The organism is Streptomyces sp. NPDC005262, assembly GCF_042872425.1.
GTDB lineage: Bacteria > Actinomycetota > Actinomycetes > Streptomycetales > Streptomycetaceae > Streptomyces.
Genome location: NZ_JBIAKK010000001.1, coordinates 790,111 through 815,836, shown reverse-complemented (window position 1 = coordinate 815,836; position 25,726 = coordinate 790,111). Strand labels below are relative to the sequence as shown.

20 protein-coding genes and 1 riboswitch are annotated in these 25,726 nt (G+C 71.9%); of the genes, 12 read left to right on the top strand and 8 right to left on the bottom strand.

Annotated features, from left to right (window positions below; translation table 11 throughout):
• Nucleotides 1-63 precede the first annotated feature (63 nt).
• The 4 genes from ACFYP5_RS03575 to ACFYP5_RS03560 all read left to right on the top strand — a co-directional run bounded on the left by ACFYP5_RS03575 (nucleotide 64) and on the right by ACFYP5_RS03560 (nucleotide 3,685).
• Nucleotides 64-819: an SAM-dependent methyltransferase gene (locus ACFYP5_RS03575; RefSeq protein ID WP_389030007.1), complete on the top strand. Its 756-nt coding sequence runs from the start codon at nucleotides 64-66 to the stop codon at nucleotides 817-819.
• Between the two features lie 94 nt (nucleotides 820-913).
• Entirely contained in the window at nucleotides 914-1,684 is a 771-nt protein-coding gene (locus ACFYP5_RS03570) for a class II aldolase/adducin family protein (RefSeq protein WP_389030004.1), read from the top strand.
• A 113-nt stretch (nucleotides 1,685-1,797) separates the two neighbouring features.
• Nucleotides 1,798-3,063: a hypothetical protein gene (locus ACFYP5_RS03565; protein WP_389030002.1), complete on the top strand. Its 1,266-nt coding sequence runs from the start codon at nucleotides 1,798-1,800 to the stop codon at nucleotides 3,061-3,063.
• Nucleotides 3,064-3,175: 112 nt separating this feature from the next.
• On the top strand, nucleotides 3,176-3,685 hold the full coding sequence (locus tag ACFYP5_RS03560; RefSeq protein WP_389030000.1) for a DoxX family protein: 510 nt from the start codon (nucleotides 3,176-3,178) through the stop codon (nucleotides 3,683-3,685).
• A gap of 156 nt (nucleotides 3,686-3,841) precedes the next feature.
• On the opposite strand, the gene ACFYP5_RS03555 is transcribed toward ACFYP5_RS03560, so the two are convergent.
• Nucleotides 3,842-5,155 carry a PspC domain-containing protein gene (locus tag ACFYP5_RS03555; protein ID WP_389029997.1) on the bottom strand — a complete coding sequence of 438 codons (1,314 nt, stop codon included), beginning with the start codon at nucleotides 5,153-5,155 and terminating at the stop codon, nucleotides 3,842-3,844.
• Between the two features lie 182 nt (nucleotides 5,156-5,337).
• On the opposite strand from ACFYP5_RS03555, the gene ACFYP5_RS03550 reads away from it, so the two are divergent.
• Nucleotides 5,338-6,636 carry a PspC domain-containing protein gene (locus ACFYP5_RS03550; protein WP_389029995.1) on the top strand — a complete coding sequence of 433 codons (1,299 nt, stop codon included), beginning with the start codon at nucleotides 5,338-5,340 and terminating at the stop codon, nucleotides 6,634-6,636.
• The gene (locus tag ACFYP5_RS03545) at nucleotides 6,620-7,315 is read left to right on the top strand and encodes a LuxR C-terminal-related transcriptional regulator (protein WP_389029992.1); all 696 of its coding nucleotides are present in this window, start codon (nucleotides 6,620-6,622) and stop codon (nucleotides 7,313-7,315) included. Before ACFYP5_RS03550 ends, ACFYP5_RS03545 begins: the two co-directional genes overlap by 17 nt.
• Nucleotides 7,316-7,382: 67 nt before the next feature.
• Here ACFYP5_RS03545 and ACFYP5_RS03540 read toward each other — a convergent pair whose 3' ends face one another.
• Nucleotides 7,383-8,144 (bottom strand): GNAT family N-acetyltransferase, encoded by a 762-nt coding sequence (locus ACFYP5_RS03540; RefSeq protein ID WP_389029990.1) that lies wholly within the window; start codon nucleotides 8,142-8,144, stop codon nucleotides 7,383-7,385.
• Between the two features lie 55 nt (nucleotides 8,145-8,199).
• Complete coding sequence (locus tag ACFYP5_RS03535) at nucleotides 8,200-9,255, bottom strand: NlpC/P60 family protein (protein ID WP_389029987.1); 1,056 nt, start codon at nucleotides 9,253-9,255, stop codon at nucleotides 8,200-8,202.
• Between the two features lie 356 nt (nucleotides 9,256-9,611).
• Between ACFYP5_RS03535 and ACFYP5_RS03530 the strand changes: the two genes are divergently transcribed.
• Nucleotides 9,612-9,965, top strand: coding sequence for a hypothetical protein (locus ACFYP5_RS03530; RefSeq protein WP_030968979.1), 354 nt, complete (start codon nucleotides 9,612-9,614; stop codon nucleotides 9,963-9,965).
• 95 nt (nucleotides 9,966-10,060) lie between these two features.
• Here ACFYP5_RS03530 and ACFYP5_RS03525 read toward each other — a convergent pair whose 3' ends face one another.
• Nucleotides 10,061-11,227, bottom strand: coding sequence for an NlpC/P60 family protein (locus tag ACFYP5_RS03525; RefSeq protein WP_389029985.1), 1,167 nt, complete (start codon nucleotides 11,225-11,227; stop codon nucleotides 10,061-10,063).
• A riboswitch (cyclic di-AMP (ydaO/yuaA leader) is annotated at nucleotides 11,226-11,392 on the bottom strand. (Overlaps the previous gene by 2 nt.)
• A 258-nt stretch (nucleotides 11,393-11,650) precedes the next feature.
• On the opposite strand from ACFYP5_RS03525, the gene pcrA reads away from it, so the two are divergent.
• A complete protein-coding gene (gene pcrA, locus ACFYP5_RS03520) occupies nucleotides 11,651-14,104 on the top strand; it encodes a DNA helicase PcrA (RefSeq protein WP_389029982.1) in 2,454 nt (817 codons plus the stop codon).
• A gap of 85 nt (nucleotides 14,105-14,189) precedes the next feature.
• Here the strand turns inward: pcrA and ACFYP5_RS03515 are convergent, their stop codons facing one another.
• Nucleotides 14,190-15,704: a M23 family metallopeptidase gene (locus tag ACFYP5_RS03515; RefSeq protein ID WP_389029979.1), complete on the bottom strand. Its 1,515-nt coding sequence runs from the start codon at nucleotides 15,702-15,704 to the stop codon at nucleotides 14,190-14,192.
• 303 nt (nucleotides 15,705-16,007) lie between these two features.
• Entirely contained in the window at nucleotides 16,008-16,880 is an 873-nt protein-coding gene (locus ACFYP5_RS03510; RefSeq protein ID WP_389030741.1) for an esterase/lipase family protein, read from the bottom strand.
• A 353-nt stretch (nucleotides 16,881-17,233) separates the two neighbouring features.
• On the opposite strand from ACFYP5_RS03510, the gene ACFYP5_RS03505 reads away from it, so the two are divergent.
• Nucleotides 17,234-17,647 (top strand): cobalamin B12-binding domain-containing protein, encoded by a 414-nt coding sequence (locus ACFYP5_RS03505; RefSeq protein WP_030914396.1) that lies wholly within the window; start codon nucleotides 17,234-17,236, stop codon nucleotides 17,645-17,647.
• 174 nt (nucleotides 17,648-17,821) lie between these two features.
• On the opposite strand, the gene ACFYP5_RS03500 is transcribed toward ACFYP5_RS03505, so the two are convergent.
• Together ACFYP5_RS03500 and ACFYP5_RS03495 are read right to left on the bottom strand one after the other, a co-directional pair.
• Nucleotides 17,822-19,438 carry a DUF5691 domain-containing protein gene (locus ACFYP5_RS03500; protein ID WP_389029976.1) on the bottom strand — a complete coding sequence of 539 codons (1,617 nt, stop codon included), beginning with the start codon at nucleotides 19,436-19,438 and terminating at the stop codon, nucleotides 17,822-17,824.
• 16 nt (nucleotides 19,439-19,454) lie between these two features.
• Entirely contained in the window at nucleotides 19,455-20,840 is a 1,386-nt protein-coding gene (locus tag ACFYP5_RS03495; protein ID WP_389029973.1) for an SWIM zinc finger family protein, read from the bottom strand.
• A gap of 128 nt (nucleotides 20,841-20,968) precedes the next feature.
• Between ACFYP5_RS03495 and ACFYP5_RS03490 the strand changes: the two genes are divergently transcribed.
• The 3 genes from ACFYP5_RS03490 to ACFYP5_RS03480 are packed head-to-tail and all read left to right on the top strand — an operon-like array spanning nucleotide 20,969 to nucleotide 25,697.
• Nucleotides 20,969-22,081: an AAA family ATPase gene (locus ACFYP5_RS03490; RefSeq protein WP_356664472.1), complete on the top strand. Its 1,113-nt coding sequence runs from the start codon at nucleotides 20,969-20,971 to the stop codon at nucleotides 22,079-22,081.
• Nucleotides 22,078-24,474, top strand: a complete 2,397-nt coding sequence (locus ACFYP5_RS03485) for a DUF5682 family protein (RefSeq protein ID WP_389029970.1) — start codon at nucleotides 22,078-22,080, stop codon at nucleotides 24,472-24,474. The genes ACFYP5_RS03490 and ACFYP5_RS03485 overlap by 4 nt, the downstream gene beginning before the upstream one ends.
• Nucleotides 24,471-25,697 (top strand): VWA domain-containing protein, encoded by a 1,227-nt coding sequence (locus tag ACFYP5_RS03480; RefSeq protein WP_389029967.1) that lies wholly within the window; start codon nucleotides 24,471-24,473, stop codon nucleotides 25,695-25,697. Before ACFYP5_RS03485 ends, ACFYP5_RS03480 begins: the two co-directional genes overlap by 4 nt.
• Nucleotides 25,698-25,726: the final 29 nt, after the last annotated feature.

Below are 25,726 nucleotides of genomic sequence, written 5' to 3'. Positions count from 1 at the left end.
CATCGTCGTACCGGCCGAGAAACCGATTGCACCGCCTGCACGTCCGTGCGAGGCTCCGCGACCATGTCTTCCGAACAGATCCGCCCGATCATCTCCGCGCCGCACAACTACCGACTGACCTGGAACACCCCGCTCTCCGAGGAGCACGCCGCGCAGTTGATCTCGGCCTGTGCGCCCGCCCCCGGCGCGCGCATCGTGGACATCGGCAGCGGCTGGGGCGAACTGCTGATGCGCCTGGTGACATCGGCTCCCGGCAGCACCGGCGACGGTGTGGAGACCGATCCCGACGCCGTGGCGCGCGGGCGGACGCTCGCCGAGGAGCGGGGGCTCGCGGAGCGCGTACGGTTCCACGCGACGCCCGCCACCGAGTGGACCGAGAGCGGATACGACCTCGCCGTGTCCATAGGGTCCGCCCATGCCTGGCCCGGCTCGACCGCCGAGGCGCTGAAGGCCCTGCGTGCCGCCGTCCGGCCCGGCGGGCGGGTGCTGTACGGCGACGGGATCTGGCTGCGGGAGCCGTCCCCCGCCGCACTCGCCGGCATCGGTGCCGAACCCGGCGACTTCGGTTCGCTGCTCGAATTGATCAGGCTCGCCGAGTCCGTCGGGCTGCGCGCACTCCAGGTGACCGTCGCCGACCAGCGCGAATGGGACCTTTTCGAGTCGAACGGGCCGATCGGGCGGGGTGAGCGCTGGGCGCTGGAGAACCCCGGGCACCCGCTGTACGACGAGGTGATCGCCGAGGTCGACGCCCGCCGTACCGGCTACTACGGCGGCTACCGCGGGGACTTCACCCTCGCCTACCTCGTGCTGAGCGCCTGACCGTTCCCGAATCGGTGCGTGATCGCTCTGGCCACCTGCGGCGACCGGCGGTAACTTCCGGTCCCGTACGCCCTGGGAGCCCCGAGGAGTCGCCATGCCCGAGCCCGCACCGATACCCGTGGAACAGCTGCAGTTCGCGATGCCGCCCGTCCATCAGTCGGTCGAGGAGGAACGCGCGTACCGCAAGGAGCGGCTGGCCGGGGCGCTGCGGCTGTTCGCGGCGTACGGGTACGAGGACGGCGTCTCCGGTCACATCACCGCGCGGGACCCCGAGTACACCGGCTGCTTCTGGGTCAACCCGTTCGGCGCCCCCTTCGACGGGCTCCTGCCGAACGAACTGATCCTGGTCAACGGTGACGGGCAGGTCGTCGAAGGCCGCCACCACGTCAACCAGGCGGCGTTCGCCGTCCATGCCCAGGTGCACCGGGCCCGCCCGGACGTCGTCGCCGTCGCGCACACGCACTCCCTGCACGGGCGGGCACTGTCCGCGCTCGGTGAGTTCATCGAGCCGATCACCCAGGAGTCCTGCGCCTTCTACGAGGACCACGCGGTCTACCAGGCCTACACCGGGGTCGTCGTCGACGAGGAGGAAGGGCGGCGGATCGCGGCCGCGCTCGGCGCCCGCAAGGCGATCATCCTGCGCAACCACGGGCTGCTGACGGTCGGCGACTCGGTGGACGCGGCAGCCTGGTGGTTCATCACGATGGAGCGTTCCTGCCAGGTGCAGTTGACCGCGCGGGCGGCCGGGAAGCCGGTTCTGATCGAGCACCGGGAGGCGGTGGCCACCCGCGAACAGCTCGGCAGCGACCTGGTGGCCTGGATCAACTACCAGCCGCTGTGGAAGAGGATCTCCCGAACATTCTGACGATCCGCGCGTCCCGGCGGCCCCGATGCGGTCCCGGGCCGTCCCGTACGGCACAATTCGCAGCAATCGGTGGTCAGTTGGCAGTACGTGGGCGGGAAAGGGCGGCGTTCTCCGTGGCGTTGGACGAGGCACGACAAGGCACTCACGGAGGTGGCTGTACGTGCGGCGACTGCCCGCACGGAGCGCGCGAGGGACACCGGCGCGCGGTGGCCGCCTTCCTGGCGAAGCGGGACGAACTCGCCGCGGGCCAGGGGCTGCCGACCGGCATCGCCCGGTCCGCGTCCGCGACCCGCCAGTGGGTCTCCGACGAGCTGACCGAGTCGGCCCGTACGGTCGCCGAGCGCAGCCGCGAGGCGGGCGACGCCTGGCTTCACCAGGTATGGGTGCGCACTCTGGCCGTCGTCTGGGGTGGCGTCGCCCTGCTCGCCATCGGCGAGGCCGGCACCGCCATCGGTGCGGGCTGGTCGACGGCCCGTACCGCCGGTCTGGTGGCCGCGCTCGTCACCGCCGGGCTGCTGACCGGCGCCGCCCGATTCCACCGGGCTCGCGGCGGCGTCCTCGCCCCGCTGATCGGCGAGGACAACCGGCTCTCCACCTCCCGTGCGGTCGCCGTGGCCTGGGTACTGCTCGCCGTCTTCTCCGTACTCGTCCTCGCCCTCCAGCTGGCGGGCGCCTCCGGTCATGCGGAGCGCGACGCGCTGATCGACGGTCTGGAGCTGGCGCGTGGCGCCGGAGTGCTCACCGCGCTGGCGCTGGTGTGCGCCATTGCCGTGGTCGTGCGCCGGGTGGTGACCGTACGCGCCCTTGCCGGGCGTCTGCAGAAGCTGCGCGCCGACCGGCCGCGCGCCGCCGATCTCCTCACCGACGACTCCGGGCGGGGCAGTTTCACCGACGTTCAGTACGTGCTGGTGAACGCCGTCGCCGTACTGTTCGCCGTGGTCCGGCTGGCCCGCCGGCCCGAGCAACTGCCCGATCTGCCCTGGGGGCTGGCCCTGCTGGTGGCCGTCTCCGCGGCGACGTACTTCGCCGGCAAGTACACGGAGGGCGGGCGCCCGGTCGTGCTGTCCGTCGTACGGGCCCGGGAACCCGGGGATCTGGACGCGCCGATCCGTACCGGCGACGACATCGAGATCCGCGGTGCAGGTTTCGTACCGCCCGGCGCCGGGGCGCCGGACCGGCTGGCCCGGGTGGTCGTCCGGATCGGCCGGGTCCACGTCCATGTCCCGCTGGTCCCGGTGGCAGGCGGCTTCGCCAACCCGGCGGACACGGTGCTGACCGTGCCGGTGCCGGTGGAGGTCGAACCGGGACTGGTGGACGTACAGGTCGTGACGGCCGCCGGGGTGGAGACGAATCGGGTCGAGATCGACGTCACGGACTGAACGGCCGGGCGGATCGCCGCCGATTGCGTCCGATCGAACCGTAGGGCTGGTGAGCAGCGCGTTCACCGCGTACGTATGGTCTGGTAACGGGTCGACGGAAGGCGGGGTCATTATGCATGGGTACGGCACGAATACACGTGGTCTGGGTGAGACGAGGAGTCTGCGGGAGCTGGCCCGGGAGCATGCGCTGCTGCCGCTGCGCATATTTCTCGGCGTCACCTTCATCTATGCCGCGCTCGACAAACTGACGGACAGTACCTTCTTCCGTGCCTCCGGGTCGGGCTCCGTCGGCGAGATGATGCACGCGGTACGTGACTCGTCCGCGATCCCGGCCCTCGTCGACCTCTCGCTGAAGAACCCCGGAGCGTTCGGGTACGCCATCGCCTTCGGTGAACTCGCCGTCGGCATCGGCACCCTGATCGGGCTGTGGGCGCGGCTCGCCGCACTCGGCGGGGCACTGATCTCGCTGAGCCTGTGGCTGACCGTGAGCTGGCAGGCCGATCCGTACTACTTCGGCAACGACCTGGCCTACCTCATGGCTTGGCTGCCGCTCGTGCTCGGCGGCGCAGCGTCGTTCTCCGTGGACGCCTTCTTCGCGTCGCGGCGGCGCCGCATCCGGTAGCTCACCCACGTCGTGGTGGCGGCCAGCCAGAGGCCGCCGAAGAACACCGGGAAGAAGAAGGTCCAAGGGGCGTCCCAGCTGCCCGCCGCGTCCGCCGCGTAGCCGGCCGCCAGGGCGAGCATCGCGACGCCCGCCACCGCGCGCCCCGGCCGGATCTCATGACGCAGCACGAGTGACCTCCACCTGTCCGATACCGACTTCCAGATCCAGCTCGACCGTGCCGGCCGGGGTGACGCCGGCCTGCGGAGCGATCGTCCGGTGCTCGTTCTGCGCCGGCCTGATGTCCACGTCGCCCGGTGCATCGCCCGGCAGCCGGATGTCCCCGACTCCGGCCTCCGCCCGTACCCGGACCGTCACCGCCTCCGGTACCACGACGACCGCCCGGCCGGCGCCGACCCGTACCCGGGTGCTGACCGTGTCGCCCTTCGGGACCGGCACCCTGGTGAGGTCGAGCGTGCCGACCCCGGAGCCCAGTTCGTACCGCGGCTGTACCGCGGCGACCGAGGCCGGACGCCACTCCTCGCGCACCCACTTGGTGCTGATGTCATGCGGCAGCGAGGTTGCGCCCGCCAGCAGCACCGCGGTGATCATCGCCAGCAGCAGCGTGCCGAACCCGGTCCGGCCGAGGAACGTGCTGACCACCATGCCGGCACCGAACACGGCGAGCGCCGCGGCCAGACCGAACTGCAGGCTCGTGCCGAGCGGATGGGTCTCCCAGCTGAGGCCCGTGGACAGACCACCCGCGATCAGCGCGAACAGAAAGACCAGGCCGCCGATCGAGTGCGGCCCCCGGTCCGCCCGTGCCCGTTCGGGCGTGCGGAACGGCGCGTCCGCCACGGCCCTGCGGGGCCGTACCGTGCCCTCGTCGAGCACCGTGTCCGCCGGCCCCCACAGATAGCCGGCGCCCACCGGCCCCGAGGTGCCGTCCTTGATGATCGGATCCCGCCACCAGGAGGGGCCGGCCGGCGACGGTGGCGCCTTCACCTCCGGTGGTGCGTCCGCCGCCGCCTGTGCGGCCGCCGGGTGCAGCGGGTCCTGGGGGGCCGCGGTCCTCCGGCCCTGCGTCCAGACGAAACAGCCGATCACCGCGAGCGTCAGCATCGCGGAGAACGCCAGCGTGCCGCCGTTGCCCAGCATGGAGAGGAAGAGCCCGCAGCCGATCAGCGCGAACAGCACGGCGATCAGCGACGCCCCCTCGACCCGGCCCGACAGCAGCCTGCGCGCCTCGTTCTCCTCCTCGCCCTCCAATGGGATCAGCAGCCACGCGAAGCCGTAGAAGATCAGGCCCAGGCCACCGGTCACCGACAGGACACCGAGCACGATCCGGAAGATCACCGGGTCCACGTCGCAGTACCGGCCGAGCCCACCGCACACCCCGGCCACCACTTTCTGCCGCGAGGTGCGCTGCAGCTGCGGACCGGGTGCGGGGGGCGGCGCGACGCCGGGGGCGGCGTCCTGGGGAACGGTCATGGCTCCATGGTGACGGGCCGTGCGCTCCCGCGGCACCCGCGCCGACCCTGGCCGATCCCTGATATTGGCCGCGCCGGACCCTGAAGGGAGGTCTTCGGGACTCCGCACGACCGGCCGTCTCAGGGTCGAGTGGGGGGCCGACCCTGATGCCGCCGCCCACCCCGGCATGTGACGATCGGAGCATGCCAGCCGCCACGCCCCGAGCCGCAAGCTCCCTCAGCGCCGACCCTGAGGAGCCACCGCTGCGCAAGCTGTACCGCAGCGCCGACGGGCGGATGCTGGGCGGCGTCGCGCGCGGACTCGCCGGGCATCTCGGGCTGCCCGTCGCCTGGGTGCGGTTCGTCTTCCTCGGCCTTTTCTTCGCGGACGGCCTCGGCGCGCTGCTGTACGCCGTGTTCTGGATCGTCGTCCCGCTCGGTGTCGGTGGGGTCGAGGCGCCGCGCTCCGTCTTCGAGACCGGAGCGGACGGCCGGCGCCGGCTCCGCAAGCCCGACAAGGGGCAGGTCTTCGCCCTCATAGCGCTGCTGATCGGCGCTGTCGTCTTCGTCGGCAACGTCGACATGGGCAGCAAGGCCGACCGTTACATCTGGCCGACGCTGCTGATCGGTGCGGGCTCCGTCCTGGTGTGGCGGCAGGCCGACAACGCCCGGCGGGCCCGCTGGATGGAGGTGGGCAGCCGCCGCCGGGTGCTGCATCTGGCCCGCGGGCTGGCCGGGGTCGCCCTGGTCGGCCTGGGTCTCGCCGGCTTCATGGTGGTACGCGGCTCCGCGGCTCAGCTCGGCAATGTCCTCACCGCGGCGATCGCCGTCCTCACCGGTATCGCGCTGCTGGCCGGTCCCTATCTCGTACGCATGACCCAGGACCTCTCCGAGGAACGCCTGATGCGTATCAGGGCCCAGGAGCGGGCCGAGGTCGCCGCCCATGTCCATGACTCCGTCCTGCACACCCTCACCCTGATCCAGCGCAACGCCGAGGACCCCGGCGAGGTCCGCAGGCTGGCCCGTGCCCAGGAACGAGAACTGCGCAACTGGCTGTACAACCCCCAGGGCACCGGCAAGGACGAGGGCGACGAACCGGAGACCCTCGCCGAAGCGGTCAAGCGCGCCGCCGCCGAGGTCGAGGACAAGCACGGCGTCCCGCTGGAGGTCGTCGTCGTCGGCGACTGCCCGCTCGACGAGAAGCTCGCCGCCCAGATGCAGGCCGCACGCGAGGCGATGGTCAACGCCGCGAAGTACGGTGGCGAGGGCGGCGCCGTGCAGGTCTACGCGGAGGTCGAGGGCCGTACGGTCTTCGTCTCGGTACGGGACCGGGGACCGGGGTTCGATCCGGATTCCGTACCGGCGGACAGAATGGGCGTAAGAGAATCAATCATCGGCCGGATGCAGCGCAACGGTGGTACGGCGCGGCTGCGTTCGGTGCCCGGCGGGGGCACGGAAGTCGAGCTGGAGATGGAGAGGGCGAGCGATGACGGAGACCACTGAGGCAACCGGGGGCCCGGAGCGCCGGGTACGGGTCGTGCTCGTCGACGATCACCGGATGTTCCGCACCGGGGTGCAGGCCGAGATCGGCCGGACCGAGGAGACCGGCGTCGAGGTCGTCGGCGAGGCCGCCGACGTCGACCAGGCGGTCACCGTCATCACGGCGACCCGCCCCGAGGTCGTCCTCCTCGACGTCCACCTGCCGGGCGGCGGCGGCGTCGAGGTGCTGCGTCGCTGCGCCCCGCTGATGGGTGCGGTCGAGAACCCGGTGCGCTTCCTGGCGCTGTCCGTCTCGGACGCCGCCGAGGATGTCATCGGCGTCATCCGCGGCGGCGCCCGCGGCTACGTCACCAAGACGATCACCGGCACCGACCTGATCGACTCGGTCTTCCGGGTCCAGGAGGGCGACGCCGTGTTCTCGCCCAGACTGGCCGGCTTCGTCCTCGACGCGTTCGCCTCGACGGACGCGCCGCCGGTCGACGAGGACCTGGACCGGCTGACGCAGCGCGAGCGTGAGGTGCTGCGGCTGATCGCCCGCGGCTATGCGTACAAGGAGATCGCCAAGCAGCTGTTCATCTCGGTGAAGACGGTCGAGTCGCACGTCTCGGCGGTGCTGCGGAAACTCCAGCTGTCGAACCGGCACGAGCTGACGCGGTGGGCGACGGCCCGACGGCTGGTCTGAACTCCGGAAGCGTTCCGGCGGGCCGGGGCACCGGAAGCGTTCCGGCGGGCCGAGGTGCCGGAGGTTTTCAGGCGGGGTCGAGCGAGATGTTCAGCTTCTCGCCGATCCTGCGGTATCCGATGCCCGCATAGATCCGTTCCACGTCGGCGTCGCCCGGCTCCAGCCACACCACCCGGCAGCCCCGCGCGAACGCGGTCGCGGTCAGATGCGCGGAGAGCGCGGCGCCGATGCCCCGGCGGCGGAACGCGTCGGCGACGGCGAGACCGGCCAGTTCGGTGAGGCCGTCGACGGGGACCGAGCAGCCGCCGGCGCCCGCCGGGACGCCGTCCACGGTGGCGAGGGCCGCCACGCCACCGCCCGCCGCCGCGTCACGCAGCCAGGCCGCCTCGCCGCCCTCGGGCTCGCCCGTCCCGCCGTAGCCGTGGTGCTGTACGCGGGCGGCGGCGTCGAACTCCGCGTCGGTGGCAGGTTCGGCGATGACGAGGGTGTCCACCGGCTTCGGCGGCAGGAGGTCGCCGGGGGTGCAGGCCAGGATCGGGGCCCGGTTCTCGACGGTGAAACCGGCAGCGAGCAGTGCGGGTTCGACCGCGGGTGCCCCACCGGGCAGATACTCCAGACGCGGCATCCGGTCCCGTTCGCGGAACGCGGCGATCAGCGCCTGCACATCGGCCGCCGTCGGCTCGGCCCCCTGGTCCGGGATCGCGTAATTGGCGTACTTCAGCTGCCAGCCGGGGTTGTGGCGGACGGTGAACGGGCCGATCCGCAGATGGTCGGGGGAGCGCAGGGCGAGCGTACGGGCGTGGCTCTGGACGTCTGCGTCCATGGGCATGTGCGAATCTCCTTCGACCGGTCCGGTGGGACTCGGGGCTGCGGCAGCCGGGAGCCTATGCCACCCGGGTCGCCCCGGCGAAGGGCATTTCGTCGATCGGCGCGATGCGGACGGGCGCTCCGGGGTGCGGCGCGTGGATCATCAGGCCGTCGCCGATGTACAGGCCGACATGGCTGACGCCGGAGTAGAAGAACACCAGGTCGCCGGGGGCGAGTTCGGAACGGGAGATCCGCTGTCCGGCGTCGATCTGCGTGTACGTGGTGCGCGGGAGCGAGACGCCGGCGGAGCGCCAGGCGGCCTGGGTCAGCCCGGAGCAGTCGAACGAGGCCGGACCGGTCGCTCCCCAGACGTACGGCTTGCCCAGCGCCCCGTAGGCGAACGCGACGGCCTCCGCGGCGCGGGCGTGGGGGGCCGCCTGCGCGGCGCCGGCGCGCCGGTTGCTGCGATCGGCGTGGCCGGCGGCGGAGCGTGCGGTGTCCCACTGCTCGTACGCGGCGCGCTGCGCGGGCGACAGGGTGTCCAGGAGCCGCTGGGCGTCGGCCAGTTTGGCCCTGACCGTCGTGCGGTGCTTCTTCAATTCGGCCTGGCGGGTGCCCAGTGCCGCCAGTTCCTCCTTCGCCTCGGCGCGCAGCTGGGCGATCTCGGTGACCTGCCGCTGCACCTTGGAGACCTCGGTGGCCTGCCGGTCGGCGATGCGGTCCACGTACGAGGCCCGTTGCAGGTAGTCGTCGGGGTCGGAGGAGAGCGCCAGCTGTACGGCGGGGTCGATGCCTCCGGTGCGGTACTGCGCGGCGGCGAGCGAACCGAGTGCGTTGCGGGAGGCGTTGAGGCGCTCGGTCCTGCGGGCGGCCTCGTCGCGCAGCGCGCCCAGGGACCTGGCGGTGGCGGTCGCCTTCTCCTTCGCGCCGTTGTACTGCTCGATGGCGACCTCCGCCTCGTGGTAGAGCCGGTCCACCTTGGCCTTGACCTGGGCGGGGGTGAGCTGCGGGTCGGCGTGTGCGGCACCCGGCAGGGCGGCGGCGGTTGCGGCCCCGGCGAACGCGAGGGTGGCTGCGGTGCGGGCAGCAGAGCCGGTACACGGGCGCTGCTTGGGTTTCCGATGCGCTGCCACGGGGGCGGGGCTCCTCGCTGTCGACTGCCCGTCGGGGCCTACCGGCGGGCCCGCGGAGGTCCGACGGCGACGCCGGCAGGGGGAGCCGCGCGCCGCCGGACTCTTCGGCGGGGTGACCGGACCGCCGCCCGGGTGCGGAGCGTCGGAGAAGCCGGTCACCTGGATAGGGACGCTAAACCCGGGGCACGCCGAAGAGTCGTAATGACGGCTATTGCCCGAATTTGGCGAGGCGATGTCATCAAGTGATCGGAGAAAACGCACCAGAGTAAGGCAATTGGTACAGATGCAAGTGAAACGTCTAGGAGCCCCCACCTCGCCGGAGGGCCGTGCTGCGGCCCCGGCTAGGCTGCGGCCCCATGGACGTACTCATCAATGTCTTCGTCGCGCTGCACATCATCGGTATCGCCGCACTCCTGGGCGGCTTCCTGACCCAGATGAAGGCGATGGGTGCGGGGACGGCCCGCTTCGTCCCGGCGATGCTGCACGGTGCGCTGACCATGCTGGTCACCGGCATCGCACTGGTCGGGCTCAACCAGGCGGACGACCAGCCGGTCAACAACATCAAGATCGGTGTGAAGCTGGCGGTCCTGGTCGTGATCCTCGCGCTGGTGTACGTCAAGCGGGACGAGGAGAAGGTCGAGAAGGGCGTCTTCGCGGCGGTCGGCGGGCTGACGGTCGCCAACATCTTCATCGCGACGCTCTGGACCTGAGCCGGCCGCTGCCGCCCGGGCCGGTCCCTGTCCCTCATGGCGCGAGCCCCCGCCGGATCCTTCCGGCGGGGGCTCGTCGCTGTCCGGGGCCGCGGCTACGCGGGCCGCACGCTGCCGTAGATGGGCATGTAGTAGATCGACTCCTCGCGGACGTTCGCGCCCGGCTTCGGAGCGTGGATCATCATGCCGTCGCCCTTGTAGATGCCGACGTGGCTGATGTCGTCGTAGAAGAAGACGAGGTCGCCCGGCTGCAGATCCGCCGTCGCGATCCGCGTGCCGATCTCCACCTGGTCCCAGGTGGTGCGGGGGATGTCGACGCCCGCCGCCTTCCAGGCGGCCTGGGTCAGCCCCGAGCAGTCGTACGACGAGGGACCCGTCGCGCCCCAGACGTACGGCTTGCCTATCTGGGCTCGGGCGAAGGCGAGGACCTTGTCGGCCTTCGTGGTGGCGCTGCTGTCCGAGCCGGTCCCCGTGCCGGCGCCCGTTCCCGTGTCGCCGCCGGATCCGGCCTGCTGCGCGGCCTCCTCGGCCTTGCGGTCCGCCTCGGCCTTGGCGGCTGCCTGCTGACGGGCCAGCTCCTCGGCCTTGCGCTTGGCCTCCGCCTCTTTCTTGCGCTCCAGCGCCGCGAGCCGCGCCTTCTCCTCGGCCGTCAGCTTCGACAGCATCACGCGGGCCTCGCCCAGCTTCTTCTGGACGTTCTCCTTGCTGGTCCGCAGCGTGGCCTGCGACTCGGTGAGCGTCTCCAGGCTCTTCGCCGCCTCGGCGCGCTTCTTCGACGTCGCGGCCTGCTGCGTACGGAAGTCCGTGACCGCCTTCTGCTGCCGGCCCGCCATCCGGGCCATCAGCTGGTTCTCGTCGAAGTACGACTGCGGGTCATCGGCCAGGAAGAAGGTGGCGCTCGGTGCGATGGAGCCGGTGCGGTACTGCGCCGCCGCGTAGTTGCCGAGCTCCCTGCGCGCATCGTTCAGCTTGTCGGCACGCTTTGCGACCTCGTCCAGCAGCGCGTCGACCTTGCCCCGCTGTGCGGCGGAGGCCTCCTTCGCCTGGTTGTACTGCTGGGTCGCGGTACCCGCCTGCCGGTAGAGGTCGTCGACCTTCTTCTGTACGTCCTCGATGCTGGGCTTCGGCGAGGCCGGGGCGGCCGTGGCGCTCTGTGTGGAGAGCAGCGTCACACCTGCCAGGGCGGCCGTCGTGAGCCCGACGGCGGGCGTGGTGGAGCGCACCCGGGTGCGCGGTTTGCGATGCGACGCCAAGGCCGGCATCTCCTTCCGTGGACCGCCTACCGGGTTAGCTGTCGGGTTCGGGCGGAACGGAAGGCTGCCCTACGGTCCGTATGTAGAGATATGGACCGATTCACCCCGGTGGTGCGTGTGGGTCCCCGGTTCCGAACTCCCGTGAGGGCAGGCCGGATTCGGCGTGGGAGCCCGCTCGGCGTGGTTCGCCTCAGGGGGTACGGGCCGCCCGACCGAGCACGCTAGCCAACCCGTGGTGCTGCTGTGAAGGTTGATGTTCGATATGCCCGATACATTTTCGTGACCTTGGCGACAGGGACGGGCGTGCGGGCCGGGCGCCCCTCTCTTCGCTTACGCGGTGTGGGTGCGCGGTCTCCGTATGTGCCCGTGCGCCGGGTGCGGTTCGCCATGCGGCCGCACGGTGTCGGTGCGGCGGCCTAGACTCGTCAAGCGATGAGCAGCCTCTTTGACGACAGCTTCCTGGCCGGCCTCCAGCACTCGGAGGAAGAGCCCCCGCCGCCCCCCGAGGACTCCGCACCCGAGGCGGTGCCGGAGGACCTCTTCGCGGGCGTGTTCGACGCGCCCCCGCCGCCCAGGGACGCGTACTACCGGGACGGCGCCCACCGCCCCGTCATCGACGCCGCCGCCCTGCTCGACGGGTTGAACACCGAGCAGCGCGCCGCCGTCGTGCACGCAGGGTCGCCGCTGCTCATCGTCGCCGGGGCCGGATCCGGCAAGACCCGGGTGCTCACCCACCGCATCGCCCATCTGCTGGCCGAGCGCGGGGTGCACCCCGGCCAGATCCTGGCGATCACCTTCACCAACAAGGCCGCGGGCGAGATGAAGGAGCGCGTCGAACAGCTCGTCGGACCGCGCGCCAACGCCATGTGGGTCATGACGTTCCACAGCGCGTGCGTACGGATCCTGCGCCGCGAGTCGAAGAAGCTCGGCTTCACCTCGTCGTTCTCGATCTACGACGCCGCCGACTCCAAGCGGCTGATGGCTCTGGTCTGCCGCGATCTGGACCTCGATCCGAAGCGCTTCCCGCCGAAGTCGTTCACGGCGAAGGTCTCGAACCTGAAGAACGAGCTGATCGACGAGGAGACCTTCGCCGGGCAGGCCGCGGACGGCTTCGAGAAGACGCTCGCCCAGGCCTACGCGATGTACCAGTCCCGGCTGCGCGAGGCCAACGCACTGGACTTCGACGACATCATCATGACGACGGTCCATCTGCTCCAGGCGTTCCCCGACGTCGCCGAGCACTACCGCCGCCGCTTCCGGCACGTCCTCGTCGACGAGTACCAGGACACCAACCACGCGCAGTACACGCTCGTACGCGAACTGGTGGGCCCGGCCGGACCGGCCGACGCCCCCGCCGAGCTGTGCGTCGTGGGTGACGCGGACCAGTCGATCTACGCCTTCCGTGGCGCGACCATCCGCAACATCCTCCAGTTCGAGGAGGACTACCCGAACGCGACGACGATCCTGCTGGAGCAGAACTACCGCTCCACGCAGACGATCCTCTCCGCGGCCAACGCGGTCATCGAACGCAACGAGAGCCGCCGCCCCAAGAACCTCTGGACGAACGCGGGCGAGGGCGCCCGGATCACCGGCTATGTCGCCGACACCGAGCACGACGAGGCACAGTTCGTCGCCGACGAGATCGACCGGCTGACCGACGCGGGCGACGCGAAGGCGGGCGATGTCGCCATCTTCTACCGGACGAACGCGCAGTCCCGCGTCTTCGAAGAGATCTTCATCCGCGTCGGCCTGCCCTACAAGGTCGTCGGCGGCGTGCGCTTCTACGAGCGCAAGGAGGTCCGGGACATCCTGGCCTACCTCCGGGTCCTCGCCAACCCCGAGGACACCGTCCCGCTGCGCCGCATCCTGAACGTGCCGAAGCGCGGCATCGGCGACCGCGCCGAGGCGATGATCGACGCCCTGTCGCTGCGCGAGAAGATCACGTTCCCGCAGGCGCTGCGCCGCGTCGACGAGGCGTACGGCATGGCGGCCCGCTCGGCCAACGCAGTCAAGCGGTTCAACACGCTGATGGAGGAGCTGCGCACGATCGTCGAGTCGGGCGCCGGCCCCGCCGTGGTGCTGGAGGCGGTCCTGGAGCGGACCGGCTACCTCGCGGAACTCCAGGCTTCCACCGACCCGCAGGACGAGACCCGCATCGAGAACCTTCAGGAACTCGCCGCCGTCGCGCTCGAGTTCGAGCAGGAGCGGGGAGAGTCCGACACAGGGGAAGGCGCGAGTGCGGGCACGCTCGCCGAATTCCTGGAGAAGGTCGCGCTCGTCGCCGACTCCGACCAGATCCCCGACGAGGACACGGACGGCTCCGGCGTCATCACGCTGATGACGCTGCACACCGCGAAGGGCCTCGAATTCCCGGTGGTGTTCCTGACCGGGATGGAGGACGGCGTCTTCCCGCACATGCGTGCGCTGGGACAGGTCAAGGAGCTGGAGGAGGAGCGGCGCCTCGCCTACGTCGGGATCACCCGGGCCCGTGAGCGGCTCTATCTGACCCGGGCGGCGATGCGCAGTGCGTGGGGGCAGCCGTCGTACAACCCGCCGTCGCGGTTCCTCGAGGAGATTCCGGACCAGCATCTGCAATGGAAGCGGACCGGACCGATGGCGGCCCCGGCCGGACCGACGTCGGGGATCACGTCGTCGCTGTCCTCGTCGCGCTCACGCTCGGGCCCCTCGGGCTTCGCGACCAGGCGCACCTCGGACAAGCCGACGATCACGCTGGTGGCCGGGGACCGGGTCACGCACGACCAGTTCGGGCTCGGCACGGTGACGGCGGTCGAGGGGATCGGCGACCAGGCGAAGGCGACGGTCGACTTCGGGGACGAACGGCCGAAGAAGCTGCTGCTGCGGTACGCGCCGGTGGAGAAGCTCTAGGCAGGACGCCCCTGGGGGCAGTGACGGCGGTGGTGGCGGGGCGGTGGAGCGCCTGTCACCTCTCGCCGTGGATCCTTGCGGCCGCTCAGGTCGGGTCGAGGCCGTGGCTGCGGAGCCAGGGCAGCGGGTCTATGGCCGCGCCGCCACCGGGCCGGACCTCGAAGTGCAGGTGCGGGCCCGTGGAGTTACCGGAGTTTCCGGAGAACGCGATGACCTCACCGGCCTTGACCGGGCCCGAGCGGATCTTGGTGCTGCTGAGGTGGCAGTACCAGGTCTCGGTGCCGTCGGCCATGGTGACGATGGCCATGTTCCCGTAGGCGCTGTTCCACTGGGTGCGTACGGTGCCGTCCGTCGCGGCCATCACCGGAGTGCCGTACGAGACGGGGAAGTCGATGCCCGTGTGCACGGACATCCAGTTGACGCCTGCCTGGCCGAAGTAGGCGCTGAGGCCGTGCTGTGCGACCGGGAGGAGGAACTTGGGCCGCAGAGCCTCCTTGCGTGCGGCCTCTTCCTCGCGCTTCTTCTTCTCGGCCGCCTGCCGCTCCTTCAGGTCGATGCGCTCCTGGGTACGGCTGGCGCGGTCGGCGAAGTTCTCCGCGTCGGCGCTGAGGTTGGCGAGCTGGGTGTCCAGCTTGTTGTTGGCGGCGACCGGCTTGACGGTGCCGGGGTCGGCGGCCGCCATCGACATGGTGTCGTCCTTCTCCTCGCCGCTGCCGAGCCCGCCGACGGAGGCGGCGGCGATACCGGCGACGCTCATCACGCAGGCGGACGGAACGGCGACGGTGAGGAGTGCGGAACGCTTCGCGGGGCTGCGACGCCGACTGCGGCTGCCACCACGGGTGCTGGGGCGGCTCACGGGACGGGCGGCGTCGTCGCTGCGGCCTGCCGCGCGGTCCGTGTCGAGGCCATCGCTGTCGTTGCCGTCACTGTCGTCGACGATGTCGGTGGCGCCGGCCGGGTCCGTGTCGGGCAGGCTGAACTCGGCGGTGCGGTAGGGCTCGTACGGATCGTAGGAGCCCTGGTCCGCGTCCGTCTCGTACGACTCATGCGCCTCGTACGACTCCTGGGCGCCGTGGGCAGTCTGTTCGGGTTCGTACGACTCGTGCGCGCTGTGCGTGGTCTGCGCGGTTTGCTGATCGTGCTCGGGCGTGGCGCCGGTGTTCCAGGCGGTGGCGTCGTACGCACCGGTGTCGTAGGCGGCCGTCCCGGCTGTCGCCCACTGGCCGTCCTGATACCAGCCGTTGGTGCCCCACTGGCCCGACGAATCCGGGGCGCCGCCCTGTGCGGGAATGCCGCCGGCATCCGGCATCCAGGTCGCGGTCGTGGCGTACTGCTGCGGCTGCTGGGTCCCGTAGGCGGCATAGGGGTCGTACGCGGCGGTCTGATGCGCGCCGGTGTCCCACTGACTCGAGTCGTAATGGCCGCTGTATCCGGCCTGTCCGGCGTCGTAACCGCCGTCGTAACCACTGCTGTAGCCGGTGGTGTCGTACGTGCCGTCGTAGCTGCCCGGGAGGGAGCCGAAGAGCGGGTCGTTGTCGAAGCTGCCCGTGGAGTGGCTGTCGTAACCGACATACCCGGCGTGGGGGTGCTGGTCGTTCACCAACTTCTCTCTCGCCTCGGCAGCAGGACCTTGGGTCTGGGTCCGGTGGGGGATCCCAGGGGGAAAGCAGTGGCCGCGACTGTACCCGCCGGTATGCGACGGCGACAATCTTCGTCAGGTTTTAGCCGCTCAGGAAACGGGCAATCGGCCGCCTTTCGACGGACTGTGCACAGAGCTTTGGCTCTATGTTCGAAACGCGTTCTATTTATGAGCCCTGCCCGGGCGGCCCAGGGCGCGGATGAACGACCCTCGTCGCTCTCATCGCGGCGTGGCGGCCTTGCGCGGTGAGGATTCCGGTCCTGCTCAGGCCACCGACGCGGTACCCGCGAGTCCGGGGGCCGCTTCCGGGGACTCGAGCGCCTGGCGGATCCCGGCGGCGACCGCCGGGTGGACCGGCAGTGCGAGGTGGCCGATCCCACTGACGCGTACGTTCCGGGCGTCGAGATCCGGATGGTCGATGCAGGCCGCCTCGGCCGGGACGATCACCTGGTCCAGCTCGCTCCAGAAACTCACGAACCGGGTCCGGCAGCCGGGCGCGGGCCGGCGCAGCTCCTCTATCGGGGCGGAACCGCCGCGCATCTGGCGCACGATCGGATGTGCACTGGCCATCGGGGCGACGGCCGTGCCGCCGTGCGGGGTGCCGAGGGTGACCAGGGTGCGGACCCGTCGGTCACCACCGAGTCGCTGCACGTAATAACGGGCTATCAGGCCACCGAGGCTGTGCCCGACGATGTCGACCTCATGGTGCCCGGTGCGGTCGCAGATCTCCTCGACGTGCCGGCCGAGCAGCTCGGCGGCGGTACGGATGTCGCAGGTCAACGGCGAGTAGTTGAGGGACTCCAGATGGTGCCAGCCGTGCCGGGTGAGGGAGCGGCGCAGCAGGACGAAGACGGAGCGGTTGTCGATGAACCCGTGGAGCAGGACGACGGGCGGCCGGTCGGGGCTCTCGACGGGAAGGACCGGGGTACCGGCCGGTGCGCTGGACGGCTCGACGGGCGGCTCGGACGGGTGCGCGGGGTCCCGTCGCTCGCTGGTGATGCCCGCGGGGTAGAGGAGGACATGCCCGGCGAGCACGATCAGCTCCAGTGCGGTTGCCCTCAGCAGCGCCGATGACAGCCAGGTGCGGCGCAGACACGGCTCGCGCAGCATCGATGGAAGGAAAGGCAGGACCTTCATGACCCTCATGGCCGACCTCCTGCTCGGCGCACGGGGAGGCGGCTCCGGTCCCCGTATGCCCTCATGGGCGCCGTGGCAGAGGTGTGTGCGGGGGCTGGTCGGGCCCCTGGTGCCGTACCGCCGTGCCGTGCGGCTGGCGGCGCGGTGGTACGGCGGCCTCGTAGCGGCTCCCCCGGCGTCCGTCCCGCGCGCGGGTGTGCCGCGTGATGCGGTAACGGAGCCTGGCGAACATGTCCCAGGTGTGATTTCCCCCTCCCGGTCCACCGCGAAACGGCGGGTTGCGGGATGCTGTCGATAACGTTCGTTCACATCCCTGGCCCTTTCAGGCACGGGAGACGCATGTGGAGGCAGTGATGGGTGTGACCGGTCCGATCCGTGTGGTGGTGGCCAAGCCGGGCCTCGACGGCCATGACCGCGGCGCCAAGGTGATCGCGCGGGCGCTGCGCGACGCCGGTATGGAGGTCATCTACACCGGGCTGCACCAGACGCCCGAGCAGATCGTGGACACCGCGATCCAGGAGGACGCCGACGCGATCGGCCTCTCGATCCTCTCCGGCGCGCACAACACGCTCTTCGCCAAGGTGATCGAGCTGCTCAAGGAGCGCGACGCGGAGGACATCAAGGTGTTCGGCGGCGGCATCATTCCGGAGGCGGACATCGCGCCGCTGAAGGAGCAGGGCGTCGCGGCGATCTTCACCCCGGGAGCGACGACGGCATCGATCGTCGACTGGGTGAATGCGAACGTCCGCCAGCCCGCAGAAGCCTGACCCCGGCAGAGGGCGGTCCGGCCCGCCCCGGCCGGGTCGACGCCCGCCCCGGCCCGCCTGTCGCGTCCCCAGCGGCACGCGGTCCGGCGGCCCTGTGTCCCGGGGAGAAGTTCGGGGCCCGCGCGCCACGCGCAGACCGGCCGCCCTCCTGGACGCACCGGCCCCCAGGCCCGCCTATACCGTCTCCGCCCCCAGTTCCGCATCCATCGCCGCGCGCAGCCGCAGCGTGGAGACGAGGCGCCGGAACGCCTCCGACCAGTAGCCGGCCGCGCCCGGTGACGCGTCTTCCGGCTCGTCCGGGGTGGTCGTGAGGACCTCCAGGCGGTCCGCCTCCGCCGGATTCAGGCAGCGCTCGGCCAGCCCCATGACGCCGCTGAAGCTCCATGGGTAACTACCGGCGTCGCGGGCGATGTCGAGCGCGTCGACGACCGATCTGCCGAGCGGCTCCGCCCAGGGGACCGGACAGACGCCCAGGAGCTGGAACGCCTCCGACAGGCCGTGCGCGGCGACGAAATCGGCCACCCACGCGGCCCGTCCCGCGCCGGGCAGCGTGGCGAGGAGCTTCGACCGCTCCGCGAGCGACGCCGTACCGGGCCCGTTCGACGGGGGGAGCGAAGGGGCGCCGAGCAGTGCGCGCGCCCACTGCGGGTCGCGCTGACGCACCGCAGCCCGGCACCAGGCGGCGTGCAGCTCCTCGCCCCAGCCGTCGGCGACGGGCAGGGCGACGATCTCCTGCGCCGTACGCCCGCCGAACCGCGCCGGCCAGACGGACAGCGGGGTCGCCTCCACCAGCTGGCCGAGCCACCATGATCGTTCGCCCCGTCCGGACGGCGGCACCGCCACCATGCCGTCGCGCTGCATCGCGGCGTCGCATTCGTGCGGGGCCTCCACGGCGACGGTCGCGGCGCCCGCTGCCAGGTCAGGGTTCACGCACGAGGAGGCGCGGGCCGCCATCCGCCCGGCCAGCGCCGACTCCGGGAGTGCGGACAGCAGCTCGGCGGCCGTCGCGCGTACATTGCGGCTGCGGTCGGAGAGGGCCTGCTCCAGGAAGGGTTCGTCCGCAGCGGACAGCCCGGCGCGCAACGAGTCCAGGAACATCAGCCGGTCCTCGGCGCGCTCCGTCGGCCACGTGCTGGTCAGCAGCGCGAGCGCAGCACCCGGATCGTGCGCCCGTACGGCCCCGAGGAGGGCGACGCGCTCGGCGAACAGACCCTCCTCCCACAGCCGGTGCACCGCATCGGCGTCGGTCACCTCGGGCAGCAGCGAGCTTCCCGACGAGCCGCGCAGCGCGAACTTCCACTCGGGGTTCAGCCCGGCCAGCCACAGCCCGCGCGGCCCGGCGAACGCCAGAGCCTGCGGCCGCAGGTCGGTACGGGCCCGGGCCGCGTCCAGCAGGGGTGGCAGCAGCGACGCCGGGGCCCGGAAACCGCGCAGGCCGGCGGCGGCCAGCCACTGCGGGATCAGCTCCGTGAGATCGGGCGCAGCGCCGCGCCGGCCGCCCGCACCGCTCGACGACGACCGGTCGGCGAGCAGCTGGGCGAGCCTTCGGCGCGCGGCGGGCGGCAGGGCCGGCCGCGGGTCGGCGGGCGCCGTCCCGGGCCGGGCGGCTGCGGCCGCGGGCCGCAGTCCGGCTCTGCGTCGCACCGTGTGCAGCGCCGCCGCGTCCAGCAGCGCGACCGGCCCCGGCCCGGCTGCCGCCGCGAGCGGTCGGCGGTCGGTGCCGAGCAGCGCCGATGTGACGAGCTCTTCCCAAGCGGTGGTCGTACTGGGCATCGGTTCTGTACCGGGCATCGGTCCTCCTCCAGGGTCAGATGAGCGGCACGGTCTCGGCCGCACCGTCGTCGGAGCTGTAGGCCCAGGCCGCGAGCGGGTCGAAGCCGCGGTGGCCGCATTCGCCGAAGACCGTGACCGGAGCGCCTCCGGAGATCGCCACGAGCTTCCACAGACCCGGCCGGGACAGTGCCGACGGGGCGACGGGCAGGGCCGTATCGCCTGCAGCGTCCACCAGCTGCCAGCCGTCGCCCGACGGCACCGGTATGACCCCGCGCAGGGTGACCGGCCAGGATTCCAGCCAGGGGTCGTTCCGCAGGGCACGTCCGTACGCGGCGACCGCGGCCGTCGCCGTGGAGCCGGGCGGGGGAGTGCCGGTCGGTACCGGCGCACCGAACTGTCCGCCCAGGTCCGCCCTCAGCTGCCCGGCCCCCCGGTACGGCGTGAGCTCGGCGTCGATGGAGACGCCCACCGGCAGGGCTTGGCCCGGGGAGCGTCCGGCCGCCCCGAAGGACAGCAGCAGTGCGGTGCGGCCCGAGTCCCTTCCGTACAGCCAGATCCGGCGCGTGACGATCTTGCCGTCCGGGGTGTCGTACTGGGCGAGGACCAGCCAGTGGTCGCGGACCGGTGGGCCATCGGCGGAGGCGGTCAGCCCCACCCGCGTGCGGACCGTCGCCGCCAGCGGCTCCGGCAGCCGGTCGATACCCAGCCACGCGGTGTCCAGCAGATGCAGCAGCGCACACTCCTCGAGCAGTCGCACCGGCCAGCCGGGACCGGACGCCGGGATCGTCCCCAACTCCCTGACCCGGCCCGCCAGTCCCGGCGCCTGGGCGTCCACCATGCGGGCCGCCGTCTCCTCCCACAGCCCGTACCCAGACTGATCGGCCGCCGCCAGGCCTCCGCGCAGCAGATCCGTCAGCCGCTGCTCCAACTCCTGCGCACCGCCGGTGATCCGCTCGGCCCGGCGCTCGGCTCGCCGCCTGGCGGCCGCCGGGTCGGCCGGGCCCGCGCCGTCCCCGGCCGGCTCGGTCTTCTGCGCCGCCCGTCCGCGACGGCCGTCCAGCCACTCCCCGGCCCAGTCCGGCACCTCCGCCCGCCCGAGGGCCGCCTCGTCCGACGCCCAGAGCAGCAGCAGCCCCAGCGCGTGCTTGCACGGGAACTTCCGGCTGGGGCAGCTGCACCTGTACGCGGGGCCTGTCGTATCGACCACCGCCCGGTACGGCTTGCTCCCGCTCCCCTTGCACAGGCCCCACACCGCACCCGATCCGTCGCAGCCCGCGCCGGACCACGGGCCGGCCGAACCGAGTTTGCCGCCGGCCTTGCGTGACGGCTCGTCAGGAGCCAGGGCCAGGACCTGCTCCACCGTCCAGCGCACCACCGGAGCAGCGGTGCGCAAGGGTTCTCCCCCGTGAGTTTGCAGCATGGCAACGACGGTAGGACGCGGCACTGACAATCGCCCCGACCTGCGGAAAGGCTGTGGGAGCGGTCGACTGTCAGTGGCATGGTGCACGGTGGGAACCACATCCGGTCGACCGATCTGGAGGGGGATCCATGACCGTGTCCGAAACCACCGCCGGCGTTCGCGCAGAGGCTCTGCGCCCGCACGCCGAGGACGCTTTCGCCGACGAGCTGAAGGCGCTCGCGGCCGCCGACGACCGCCCGCGGCCCGAGCGTTGGAAGCTGTCGCCCTGGGCCGTGGCCACCTATCTGCTCGGCGGCGTCCTGCCGGACGGGACAGTGATCACACCCAAATACGTGGGCCCGCGCCGCCTCGTCGAGGTCGCCGTGACGACGCTCGCCACCGATCGCGCCCTGCTGCTCCTCGGGGTTCCGGGCACCGCCAAGACATGGGTCTCCGAGCATCTGGCGGCCGCCGTCAGCGGCGACTCGACGCTGCTGGTCCAGGGCACGGCGGGCACGCCCGAGGAAGCCGTACGGTACGGGTGGAACTACGCGCAGTTGCTGGCGCACGGGCCAAGCCGCGACGCACTGGTGCCCAGTCCGCTGATGCGTGCGATGTCCGAGGGCATGACCGCGCGGATCGAGGAACTCACCCGTATCCCCGCCGACGTGCAGGACTCGCTCATCACGATCCTGTCGGAGAAGACGCTTCCGCTCCCCGAGCTGGGCCAGGAGGTCCAGGCCGTCCGCGGGTTCAACGTCATCGCGACGGCCAACGACCGCGACCGCGGGGTCAACGAACTGTCCAGTGCCCTGCGCCGCCGGTTCAACACGGTCGTGCTGCCGCTGCCTGCCACGCCCGACGCCGAGGTCGACATCGTGTCCCGGCGCGTCGACCAGATCGGGCGCTCGCTCGACCTGCCCGCCGCCCCCGACGGCATGGCCGAGATCCGCCGGGTGGTCACGGTCTTCCGTGAACTGCGCGACGGTGTCACGACCGACGGCCGCACCAAGCTCAAGTCCCCTTCCGGCACGCTGTCGACGGCCGAGGCCATCTCAGTCGTCACCAACGGCCTGGCGCTCGCCGCCCACTTCGGCGACGGGGTGCTGCGCCCCGGCGATGTCGCGGCCGGCATCCTCGGCGCCGTCGTCCGGGACCCAGCGGCGGACCGGGTGGTCTGGCAGGAGTACCTGGAGACGGTGGTCCGCGAGCGGGACGGCTGGAAGGACTTCTACCGCGCCTGCCGCGAGGTCTCCGCGTGACCGGGGCCGCGCCCGCCGCCGGGCCGCTGCTGCTCGGGATCCGGCACCACGGTCCCGTCTCGGCCCGCGCGGTCCGTGCCGCGCTGGACGCCGCCGGGCCCCGGGCCGTCCTCGTCGAGGGGCCGCCCGAGGGTGACGCACTGCTGCCGCTCGCCGCCGACGAGCGGATGCGGCCGCCGGTGGCGCTGCTCGCCCATGCGGTGGACGACCCGGGCCGGGCGGCGTTCTGGCCGCTCGCCGAGTTCTCGCCCGAGTGGGTCGCGATCCGCTGGGCGCTCCGCCACGACGTGCCGGTCCGCTTCATCGACCTGCCCGCGGCGCACTCCCTGGCCATGACGGACGCCCCGGCCCCGGATACGGACCACGACCAGGATGAGGGGCGAGCGGGTGACGGTGATGCCGTCGGGGCGGTGGCCGCGTCTCCGGTCGACCCCATCAGGGTCCTCGCCGAGGCCGCCGGGTACGACGACCCCGAGCGCTGGTGGGAGGACGTCGTCGAGCACCGCGCACCGGACGGGCGGCTCGCCGACCCACGGGCCCCGTTCGTCGCGCTCGGCGAGGCGATGACGGCGCTGCGCGAGGTGTACGGGGACGGTGGGCACCCCCGCGACGCCGTCCGGGAGGCGTACATGCGGATGCAACTACGCGCCGCGCGAAAGGAGTTCGGGGACGATGTGGCCGTCGTCTGCGGAGCCTGGCATGTGCCCGCGCTGGGAGCTGGGACGACCGTCACCGCCGACAGGGCCCTCCTCAAGGGGCTGCCCAAGGTCAAGACCGAGCTGACCTGGGTGCCCTGGACCCATCGACGGCTCGCCCGGCACAGCGGTTACGGGGCGGGGATCGACTCGCCCGGTTGGTACGGGCACCTCTTCGGCGCCCCCGACCGCCCGATCGAACGGTGGATGACCAAGGTCGCCGGACTCCTGCGCGACGAGGACCGGTTCGTGTCGTCCGCCCATGTCATCGAGGCCGTGCGGCTCGCCGGGACGCTCGCGGCCCTGCGCGGCCGGCCGCTCGCCGGGCTGGGCGAGACGACCGACGCGATCCGGGCCGTGATGTGCGAGGGCTCCGATGTGCCGCTCGCACTCGTACAGGACCGGCTCATCGTCGGTGAGACGCTCGGAGAGGTGCCGGACACCGCCCCCGCAGTGCCGTTGCAGCGCGACCTCGCCCGGCTCCAGCGCACGCTGCGGCTCAAACCGGAGGCGCTGGAGCGCGAGTTGGAGCTCGATCTCCGCAAGGACACCGACGCGGCCCGCAGCCGCCTGCTGCACCGGCTCCAGCTCCTCGCTGTCGGCTGGGGCGAACCGGCTGCCGGCCGGGGGAGCACCGGCACATTCCGGGAGAGCTGGCGGCTGCGCTGGGAGCCCGAGCTGTACGTACAGGTCGCCGAGGCCGGGACCTGGGGGACGACCGTGCTCACCGCGGCGACCGCCAAAGCGGAATCGGAGGCCGGGTCGGCGACCGCGCTCGCCGAGGTCACCGCGCTCGCCGAGCGCTGCCTCCTCGCCGAACTGCCCGACGCACTGCCCGTCGTGATGCGGGCGCTCGCCGACCGGGCCGCCCTCGACGCCGACGTCGGCCACCTCGCCGACGCGCTGCCCGCCCTGGCCCGGACCCTGCGGTACGGCGACGTACGGTCCACGGACACGGCGGCGCTCGCCGAGGTCGCCGCCGGGCTCGCCGAGCGGATCTGCGTCGGACTGACGCCCGCCTGCACCGGACTCGACGCCGACGGCGCCGCCGAACTGCGCCGCCAGGTGGACGGGGTGCATACCGCGATCGGGCTCCTCGCCGGTGCGGTACCGGCGGACGGGCTCCGCGAGCGCTGGACGGCCGTGTTGCACAAGCTGGCCGCCCGGGACACCGTCGCCGGCATCATCCGGGGCCGGGCGGCCCGGCTGCTGCTCGACGAGGGGCGACTCGAAGAGGACGACGCGGCCCGGCTGATGGGTCTCGCCCTGTCGCCCGGCACGCCCCCGGCCGACGCAGCGGCGTGGATCGAGGGCTTCGTCGGCGGGGCCGCCGGGGGCGGCATGCTCCTCGTCCACGACGAGCGGCTGCTCGGCCTGGTCGACGCCTGGCTGGCCGGCGTCCCCGCGGACACGTTCACCGATGTACTGCCGCTGCTGCGCCGCACTTTCTCGGCCTACGAACCGGGAGTACGGCGCACGCTGGGCGAGCTCGTACGCCGGGGCCCGGCCACCGGCGGGCCGGCCGGGACCGTCACCGGCACGACAGCCCCCGGTTTCGGCCCCGCCCTCGACGAGGAACGGGCGGACGCGGTGGTGCCCGTACTGCGGCTGCTGCTGGGGCTGGACGCCGAGGACGCCGAGGGTGCCGTCGCGGACGCCGTCGACAACGCAATGGAACCGCTGGGGGCAACAGGATGACGACGGCCACGGACACATCGAGGACCGGGGCAGCGGCCGGACGCGGCGCGGGGGACGGCGAACGGCTGCGGCGCTGGCGCATGGTGCTCGGCGGGGACAGCGCCGAGACCACAGGCTGCACCCTCACCGGACGGGACGCCGCGATGGACGGCGCGCTGAACGCGCTGTACGGCGGCGGGGGCAGGCCCGGCGGCCGGGGCGGGAGCGACCGCTCGGCCGGGCTCGGCGGCTCCGCCCCCTCCGTCGCCCGCTGGCTCGGAGACATTCGTACGTACTTCCCCAGCTCCGTCGTCCAGGTCATGCAGCGCGATGCGATCGACCGGCTGGGTCTGTCCGCACTGCTGTTGGAGCCGGAGATGCTGGAGGCCGTCGAGGCGGACGTCCACCTCGTCGGAACGCTGCTCTCGCTCAACAAAGCCATGCCCGAGACGACGAAGGAGACGGCACGAGCCGTCGTACGCAAGGTCGTCGACGATCTGGAGAAGCGGCTCGCCACCCGCACGAGGGCCACGCTGACCGGCGCGCTCGACCGCTCGGCGAAGATCAACAGGCCCCGTCACCGTGACATCGACTGGGACCGCACCATCCGGGCCAACCTCAAGAACTACCTGCCGCTACCCGGCGGGGACGGAGCCGGCACGGTCGTCCCCGAACGGCTCATCGGCTACGGGCGGGCCGCGCAGGCGGTGAAGAAGGACGTCATCCTCTGCATCGACCAGTCGGGATCGATGGCCGCGTCCGTCGTCTACGCCTCCGTCTTCGGCGCGGTGCTCGCCTCCATGCGGACGCTGCGGACCAGGCTCGTCGTCTTCGACACGGCCGTCGTCGACCTCACGGACCAGCTCGACGACCCCGTCGACGTGCTCTTCGGTACCCAGCTCGGCGGTGGCACCGACATCAACCGGGCACTCGCCTACTGCCAGTCCAGGATCACCCGCCCGGCCGAGACGGTCGTCGTCCTCATCAGCGACCTCTACGAGGGTGGTATCCGCAACGAGATGCTGAAGCGCGTCGCCGCGATGAAGGCTTCCGGTGTGCAGTTCGTGACACTGCTCGCCCTGTCCGACGAGGGTGCGCCCGCCTACGACCGTGAACACGCGGCGGCGCTCGGCGCACTGGGCGCGCCGGCGTTCGCGTGCACCCCGGATCTCTTCCCGGAGGTGATGGCCGCGGCACTGGAGAAGAGACCACTGCCCATACCGGACAAGGAGACCCATCAGTAACAAGGGACTTGCGTCAACCCGGGAGGGTC

Bases quoted from the DNA above. Each gene is read 5' to 3' on its own strand.
- ACFYP5_RS03575 (WP_389030007.1), top strand. From the start codon at position 64: ATGTCTTCCGAACAGATCCGCCCGATCATCTCCGCGCCGCACAACTAC.
- ACFYP5_RS03570 (WP_389030004.1), top strand. From the start codon at position 914: ATGCCCGAGCCCGCACCGATACCCGTGGAACAGCTGCAGTTCGCGATG.
- ACFYP5_RS03560 (WP_389030000.1), top strand. From the start codon at position 3,176: ATGCATGGGTACGGCACGAATACACGTGGTCTGGGTGAGACGAGGAGT.
- ACFYP5_RS03555 (WP_389029997.1), bottom strand. From the start codon at position 5,155: ATGACCGTTCCCCAGGACGCCGCCCCCGGCGTCGCGCCGCCCCCCGCA.
- ACFYP5_RS03550 (WP_389029995.1), top strand. From the start codon at position 5,338: ATGCCAGCCGCCACGCCCCGAGCCGCAAGCTCCCTCAGCGCCGACCCT.
- ACFYP5_RS03545 (WP_389029992.1), top strand. From the start codon at position 6,620: ATGACGGAGACCACTGAGGCAACCGGGGGCCCGGAGCGCCGGGTACGG.
- ACFYP5_RS03540 (WP_389029990.1), bottom strand. From the start codon at position 8,144: ATGCCCATGGACGCAGACGTCCAGAGCCACGCCCGTACGCTCGCCCTG.
- ACFYP5_RS03530 (WP_030968979.1), top strand. From the start codon at position 9,612: ATGGACGTACTCATCAATGTCTTCGTCGCGCTGCACATCATCGGTATC.
- ACFYP5_RS03525 (WP_389029985.1), bottom strand. From the start codon at position 11,227: ATGCCGGCCTTGGCGTCGCATCGCAAACCGCGCACCCGGGTGCGCTCC.
- pcrA (WP_389029982.1), top strand. From the start codon at position 11,651: ATGAGCAGCCTCTTTGACGACAGCTTCCTGGCCGGCCTCCAGCACTCG.
- ACFYP5_RS03510 (WP_389030741.1), bottom strand. From the start codon at position 16,880: ATGAAGGTCCTGCCTTTCCTTCCATCGATGCTGCGCGAGCCGTGTCTG.
- ACFYP5_RS03505 (WP_030914396.1), top strand. From the start codon at position 17,234: ATGGGTGTGACCGGTCCGATCCGTGTGGTGGTGGCCAAGCCGGGCCTC.
- ACFYP5_RS03500 (WP_389029976.1), bottom strand. From the start codon at position 19,438: ATGCCCGGTACAGAACCGATGCCCAGTACGACCACCGCTTGGGAAGAG.
- ACFYP5_RS03495 (WP_389029973.1), bottom strand. From the start codon at position 20,840: ATGCTGCAAACTCACGGGGGAGAACCCTTGCGCACCGCTGCTCCGGTG.
- ACFYP5_RS03490 (WP_356664472.1), top strand. From the start codon at position 20,969: ATGACCGTGTCCGAAACCACCGCCGGCGTTCGCGCAGAGGCTCTGCGC.
- ACFYP5_RS03480 (WP_389029967.1), top strand. From the start codon at position 24,471: ATGACGACGGCCACGGACACATCGAGGACCGGGGCAGCGGCCGGACGC.